Source organism: Microcoleus sp. T2B6 (genome assembly GCF_036700475.1).
Lineage (GTDB): Bacteria > Cyanobacteriota > Cyanobacteriia > Cyanobacteriales > Microcoleaceae > Microcoleus.
In genome coordinates, this window is record NZ_JAUBOZ010000121.1 from 1 (window position 1) to 6446 (window position 6446).

At 45.3% G+C, this 6446-nt stretch carries 4 protein-coding genes; all 4 read right to left on the reverse strand.

The annotated features are described in order from the left end of the window. Nucleotides 1-137: 137 nt before the first annotated feature. Entirely contained in the window at nucleotides 138-1037 is a 900-nt protein-coding gene (locus tag QUA00_RS31775) for a methyltransferase domain-containing protein (RefSeq protein ID WP_333412350.1), read from the reverse strand. A 275-nt stretch (nucleotides 1038-1312) separates the two neighbouring features. Then, complete coding sequence (locus QUA00_RS31780; protein ID WP_333412353.1) at nucleotides 1313-3739, reverse strand: ATP-binding protein; 2427 nt, start codon at nucleotides 3737-3739, stop codon at nucleotides 1313-1315. A gap of 433 nt (nucleotides 3740-4172) precedes the next feature. After that, entirely contained in the window at nucleotides 4173-4898 is a 726-nt protein-coding gene (locus tag QUA00_RS31785) for a TVP38/TMEM64 family protein (protein ID WP_333412354.1), read from the reverse strand. Between the two features lie 297 nt (nucleotides 4899-5195). Beyond that, nucleotides 5196-6182, reverse strand: coding sequence for an arsenosugar biosynthesis radical SAM (seleno)protein ArsS (arsS, locus tag QUA00_RS31790; RefSeq protein WP_333412356.1), 987 nt, complete (start codon nucleotides 6180-6182; stop codon nucleotides 5196-5198). Between the last annotated feature and the right edge of the window lie 264 nt (nucleotides 6183-6446).

The window sequence follows — 6446 nt, forward strand, 5'->3', positions numbered from 1 at the left end:
CATTAGTCATTAGTCATTAGTCATTAGTCATTAGTCATTAGTCATTAGTCATTAGTCATTAGTCATTAGTCATTGGTTTGCTAACAGTTAACCGTTAACAGTCAACAGTCAACAGTCAACAGTCAACAGTTAATACATCAAGCAGGAGCTGGAATGCCCTGTAAATCGCCATCAACATCAGGAGTTCGATCGCCCCAATTCCACCCCCTCGCCACCTTGGCCTGTTCCAAATCTTCCCCCGGCAAAGGTTTCACGCCCTGCGTCACCTGATTCGTCCACCAGTGTTCGTGAGTTTGCACCGCCGCGAATCCAGCCGCCCCCGCCCAAGCATCGAGGCTGCCATCGGCGTAAGACTTAATATAAGGCTCTTCAAAGATATCAGTCAGCCACTCTGTCTGCCGCAAAGTTTTTTGGTTTCCGTCCAAAATTGCCACTTGTCCCCCAACCTTCAGCAGTCGGAAGCTTTCTCGCAAAATTGCCCGCGATACAGCAGGTGGCGTCTCGTGAAACAGCAAGGAAGCTGCGACTAAATCGAAGCTGGCATCGGGAAAAGCCACGCTTTCGGCATTTCCGTGCAACCACTGGATATTTAAGCCGGCTTTTTGCGCTTTCATGTCGGCAACTACCAGCATATAAGGCGACAAGTCCAGCCCGACAACTTCCGCTTCGGGAAAGGCTTGCTTGAGCATGAGCGTTGTCGAACCGGTGCCGCATCCCAAATCGATGATTCGGCGCGGTTTCACCCGCACAGCGTCAATTAAGCCTTGCCTGACGACTGTTTCGTGGGGAGGCAAAACATATTGCGTGATGGGATCGTAGGAAACGGCGGCACTGGGGTTGAGGTAGCCGCGTTTAATGCCGTGAAAGTTTTGGCTGGTGTAATATTCGGGATAAACTAAATCGGGTTGTCGGTAGCGATCGCCCGCTGTTTCCCAGTCGATACCTTCGTAGAGTCGTTTCAGTGCTTGTTCGTCGATCGCCAGTCGCATCAGGGGCGACAAAAAGCGCTCGAAAATTGTATCCTTGCCAACAGCCATAAAACACCTTTAACAAAAACTCTTCTAATTTTAGCCAACGGCCGTCAACTTAGCATTAATTAAAACTGTTGAGCCGCTCTTCTCTCTTCCTTCTCTCCCTTACCTCCGTTACAACGTTACAAAATCCGTGGACTTCCTTTCCACTTCCTTCTTATACCCTTTTCAAAAATAATGCAACTATAGACAATCTCCCAACTCTTATTTCATCAGTCATTCCCAAATTTAAAATCTAAAATTTAAAATTTAAAATCTAAAATCTAAAATCTACAATGGTATTACTTTCCGTTACTAATAGGAATTTTTACCAAAAACTCCGTGCCCCCGCCCGGAGGTTTAGAAATTGTGATGTTGCCGCCGTGTCCATCAACTACAATTTTGTAGCTAATTGCTAACCCCAAACCCGTACCTTTGCCCACCTCTTTAGTAGTAAAAAATGGGTTAAAAATTTGGTCTTTAACGCTGTCGGGAATGCCGGGGCCGTTGTCGGCGATCGCCACTTTCAGAAATTTAGCGCCATGTTCGCGAACTACTCCCGTGGAAATAGTAATAATTTTATCCAGGCGATCGATCTCGTTCAAGGCATCGATCGCATTACTCAGCAAGTTCATAAACACCTGATTGAGCTGAGAGGGATAGCACTCGACTGAAGGCACTTTTCCGTATTTCTTGACTATATAAATTCTATTCTTAATGCGGTTAGAGAGCAGCAGCAAGGTATTTTCTATACCTTCGTGAATGTCCGCTAGCTTTTTGTCAGATTCATCCAGGCGAGAAAAGTTTCGCAAAGAAAGAACTATGCTGCGAATGCGTTCGCTTCCTATTTTCATAGAATTCAATATATGCGGCAAATCCTCCTCGATAAATTCTAACTCTATTTCTTCGGTAAAATCTACGATTTCCTGGGGAACCTCTGGGAAGGCTTCTTTGTATAAACTCACCAACTCTAATAAATCTTTAGTATATTTGCTGGTGTGAGGCAAATTAGCCGAAATGAAGTTAACGGGGTTGTTGATTTCGTGCGCTATCCCAGCCACCATTTGACCGAGGGATGACATTTTTTCGCTCTGCACTAAATGAGTTTGAGTTTTTTTCAGTTCATTTAAGGCACTATTAAGCAGTTTTACTTGGTCTTGGGTTTGACTGTAAAGGTGAGCTTGAGTAATTGCGATCGCCAATTGGTCTGCTACAGCTTTTAACAGTTGGATTTCCTCCCTGCTCCAAAGCCAATGAGTAGCGTGGCTGCAAATTAAATAACCCTGCGGCTGGTTCTGAGTCTGGACAGGTACGGCTAAATAGCTATTAGCTTTAAGTTCCGGCGGTTGAGTTACACCCTTCGCCCAAGTGTCGCTCGAAAGAATAATTGGTTCGCCTTGACCACTCCGTACTAACACATTTTCGAGAAAGTAAGACTCAAACTTTATGGCTTGTGTCGGAGAATCAGATGGGCAACATTCCCACAGGATTTGTAACCTGTTTTCTTGCGGTTTGTACCAACCAAAAGCCGCCCGTTCTAGGTGCAGCAAACTTACTATTTCTTCGACTGTACTTTGCACAATTTTGTCTAATTCCAGGGAAGCGCGAATGCGTCCAGCAATCCGGTTGAGCATGGCTTCTCGCTCCGCTTGAGCGCGATTGTTTTCGGAGGAGTAAATTAGCCAAATGGCTGCTAGCATTGCCGGGATGAGCAGTCCGGCGACTACGGATGTCAGCAAATTTAATGCTTGCAGTTGGGATTCAATATTTTCGCGGGGAATTACTAAAGCCATCGACCAGTTAACTTCCTTGAGGGGAGCATAGGCCACATACACCCATTTGTTATCTATTTTTACCAGTTCGATGTTCGTCTGCCGGTCGATCATCTGTCGCGCAATTGTGGAGAGTGCGGGGTCTTTTGACTGTAAAAAGCTTGGGGTCGGCAGGTCGATATTTCCGATTAAGTTATTGTTGGGATGAACAATTGGCACTCCTTGTGAATTGAGCGCAAAAGCATAACTGTCAGAACCGTACAGCAAGCTGTTAGCGACAGATGTTACTCGGTCTAATTTAATGCTGCCCGATAGGACTCCAATTACTTGATTTGGAGCGGGGGGCAAAGCCCAAATAGGAGCTGAAATGATGATCGTAGAAACTTTTGTACTGCGGCCGATCAGCGGGTCGGAAACGTTGAGCTGTCCGGCCATTGCTTTTTGAAAGTGTTGGCGGTCTTTGCTGTTCGCGCGGTTGCCTAAAGTGTTGATAAATGAGCCGTCGGGTTGAGTTAATGACAGGATGAAATACTCTTTTAATCTGTATATTTCTCCTTGCAACCGGGGCTCGACTAATTGCCAATTGAGAGTGCCCACCGTAGGATCGTAAGCAATGGTTTCTATTTCTGCTTTGCGGCTGCTGAGCCAGCGGTCGATTTCATCGGTGCCTTTTTCTAGTTTTAATAGTGCTATTTGCTTTAAATTGTCAAGGATTAGCCCGCGCACAAAAAAATAGCTGATGCAAGCAGTTGTGCTAATCGTTAAAGCCGTGGTGGCCAGAATTAGCAGGGTCAGCAAATGGCGGCGCTGCCGTCTGTGTTGCCAAAGACTGTGCGCTTGCTGCCACTGCGATTGAGCAGAATTGCTGATGTTTGCCCAAAATTGGCGCAGCTTTTTTGCTTGGTGTGGCCGCGGCGCAGACACTGATCCGGCTTGATTTGCTGGGTTTTGCATCATCAAATGTTCTCTCCGAATCAAATTCATCAAACGGTATTGGTCATGCGGCAGAATTAATATCAGTCAAGTCGTGAGACGAGTTTCAGAAAATAATGCAACTGTAGGCCGGTGATCCCAACCCTGCTAGGCATCAGTCATTCGCAATCTCAAATCTCAAATCTCAAATTTAAAATGGTATGACTTGCATTCCTGGCTGCAAAAAATTCTTATTCCGATCGCACCCTTGCCTTCTATTTTGGCATCAGCTTTATATTTTGACCTTCGGTTTACCTAATTGAGGTAACTGCTTTACGATATCTTTAATCTCTATCTCGTTTGTATAACAAAATAATTATAAATAACACAGAGAAAACACGGACTTTTTTAAATTAGCAATGTATTATAATGTATGGGCAAAACCCTCTTGACAAATTTACAAATTTGCGCTGTGGTGTCAAGGGGAAATTTTTTCGTCTAAAGCTTTTTTAGCCAAGCGGGTTGCATAAACGGTGAGGGCGATCGTTGCTAGCAAACCAATCCCGTAGAGAGCCCACTCAGCAGCAGTGCGCGATCGCCCTTGCGATCCGAGTGCAGCCAAACTCCCGGCCAGGGAACCGATATAAACATACATGACAGTTCCGGGAATCATGCCGATCCAAGATGCGAAAAAATAGTCTTTTAGAGATACTTGCGTGACTCCAAAAGCATAGTTAAGCAAATTAAACGGAAAAATTGGAGAAAGCCGCGTCAGCAGTACAATTTTCCATCCTTCAGAGGCAACTGCGGAGTCGATCGCCTTAAATTTTTGATTGCCCTCTATCTGTTTGGAAACCCAGTCGCGAGTTAAATACCGCCCTACCAAAAAAGCGCCAGTTGCGCCTAAAACCGAGCCGATGGAAACACAAACCGAACCGCCAACGACTCCGAACAAAACGCCAGAACCGAGAGTCAGCAAAGAACCGGGGATAAATAGAACCGTTGCGACAATGTAAATTAAAATAAAAGCTGCCGGGCCCCACGGGCCGAGACTAGCGATCGACTCCAGCGCATTTTTCAGAATTCCTTGAAAGTTAAAAAACCTGGTCGCTGCAATTAAAGCCACAGCTAAACCAATCCCTAAAATCAGCTTCCACCTATTTGATGGCGGCGGATTTTCATCGGGCGATCGCGAATCATTCATTGCTTAAACTCCCCATTCATTCATTGCATATACCGTCGTTTCCAGGGTAGGGACACGGCACTGCCCATTAGTGTCAACTTAAGCTGTTAGCCCGCCAAGTCCATCCGCCCACCCGCCAGTCCGCCAGGGGTTGAAACCCCTGTCTAATAGCGAAAGTCCTCTCAAGAGGACTAATAACTTCTTCAGTCCTCTTTTAGAGGACTTTAGCTTTGAGGCAGGGGTTTAAACCCCTGCCGGACTATGGGTTCTACCTTAACTTGACACCTATGGGATCTTGGAGTGTCCCTACTGTATTGCTCAAATCAAAGTACCGCCACAGCTAGAACCGCTACCCGCCGTACATCCATAACAATAAGCAGCCGTTTGCACCTCTTGAATCACCTCTAAACTGCCAGATTTGAGCAATTTAGCAGTATTTATCTTTTCCCCGCTGCCAGTTTTCGCCGGCAGATTTTCCATTTGGTTAAAATCGCAGTCGTAGACATTGCCCAAATAGTCGATCGACAATTCGTTACGGCACATTAAATGTTCCAGAGTACCGGGATTAAAATTATCCTCCAAAAACCCCAGATAAGGCTTGTGAAGTTTCTTATGTTCCAAATGAAACTTAGTTCGTCCCACCGGCAAATTAGTAATCGCGAACAATTGATTAAAACAAATCCCAAAATGTTCGGCTAAATAAACCTTGTAATCTTGCTCTAACTTGCCTTGTTCCGGTGTTAGCGAAAACTTGTCTGTTGCCGGCACTTGTGGATTGTACACCAAATCCAGAGTTAAATTGGGGTTTTTCCCGTATCCCAACTGATTTAGCTTTTGTAGCGCCCGAATCGAACTGTCAAAAACACCGTTGCCGCGCATTTTGTCCACATTGTCAGCTTGGTAGCAGGGAAGCGACGCCACAATTCTGAGTTGGTGCTGCGCGCAATAGTCAGGAATATCTTCAAAACCTTTTTCAAAGTAAATCGTCAAATTAGAACGAACAATTACCTCTTTACCTGCCGCCCTGGCAGCTTCCGCTAGCGGTTTAAAACCGTAAAGCATTTCGGGAGCACCGCCGGTGAGGTCAACAGTTTGAATTTGAGGAAAGCGGCGAATGATTTCAATTAATTGGTCGCAAATTTCCGGGGAAAGTTCTTCTGTTCGTGTCGGGCTAGCTTCTACGTGGCAGTGAGTGCAAGCCAGGTTGCAGCGTTTGCCGAGATTAATTTGTAAAACTGTAATCGGCTTTTTAGTTAAAGCTGAGTTAATTTTGTTTTTGAAAGGCGTGACTGCTGTCTGAATCATGTGCTAACCTTTTGGTCTGTGCTCGCAACGAATGTAGAGGCGTTCCGGCGGAACGCCTCTCATAATTTAGCACTAATTCTTTGGATGCGACCGATCCAAATTTTAACAGGTCGCTACAAAGTTAATTGAAACTCACATCTTGCACTCTTTTTAATAACAGGCTTTCCGGCCTGTTCCACAGGAGAGAAATTTTGTTGTGGAACAGGCCGAAAAGCCTGTTCAGAAAAGGCTTATTGACAATACTACAACTCAGTTAAAGCTGAC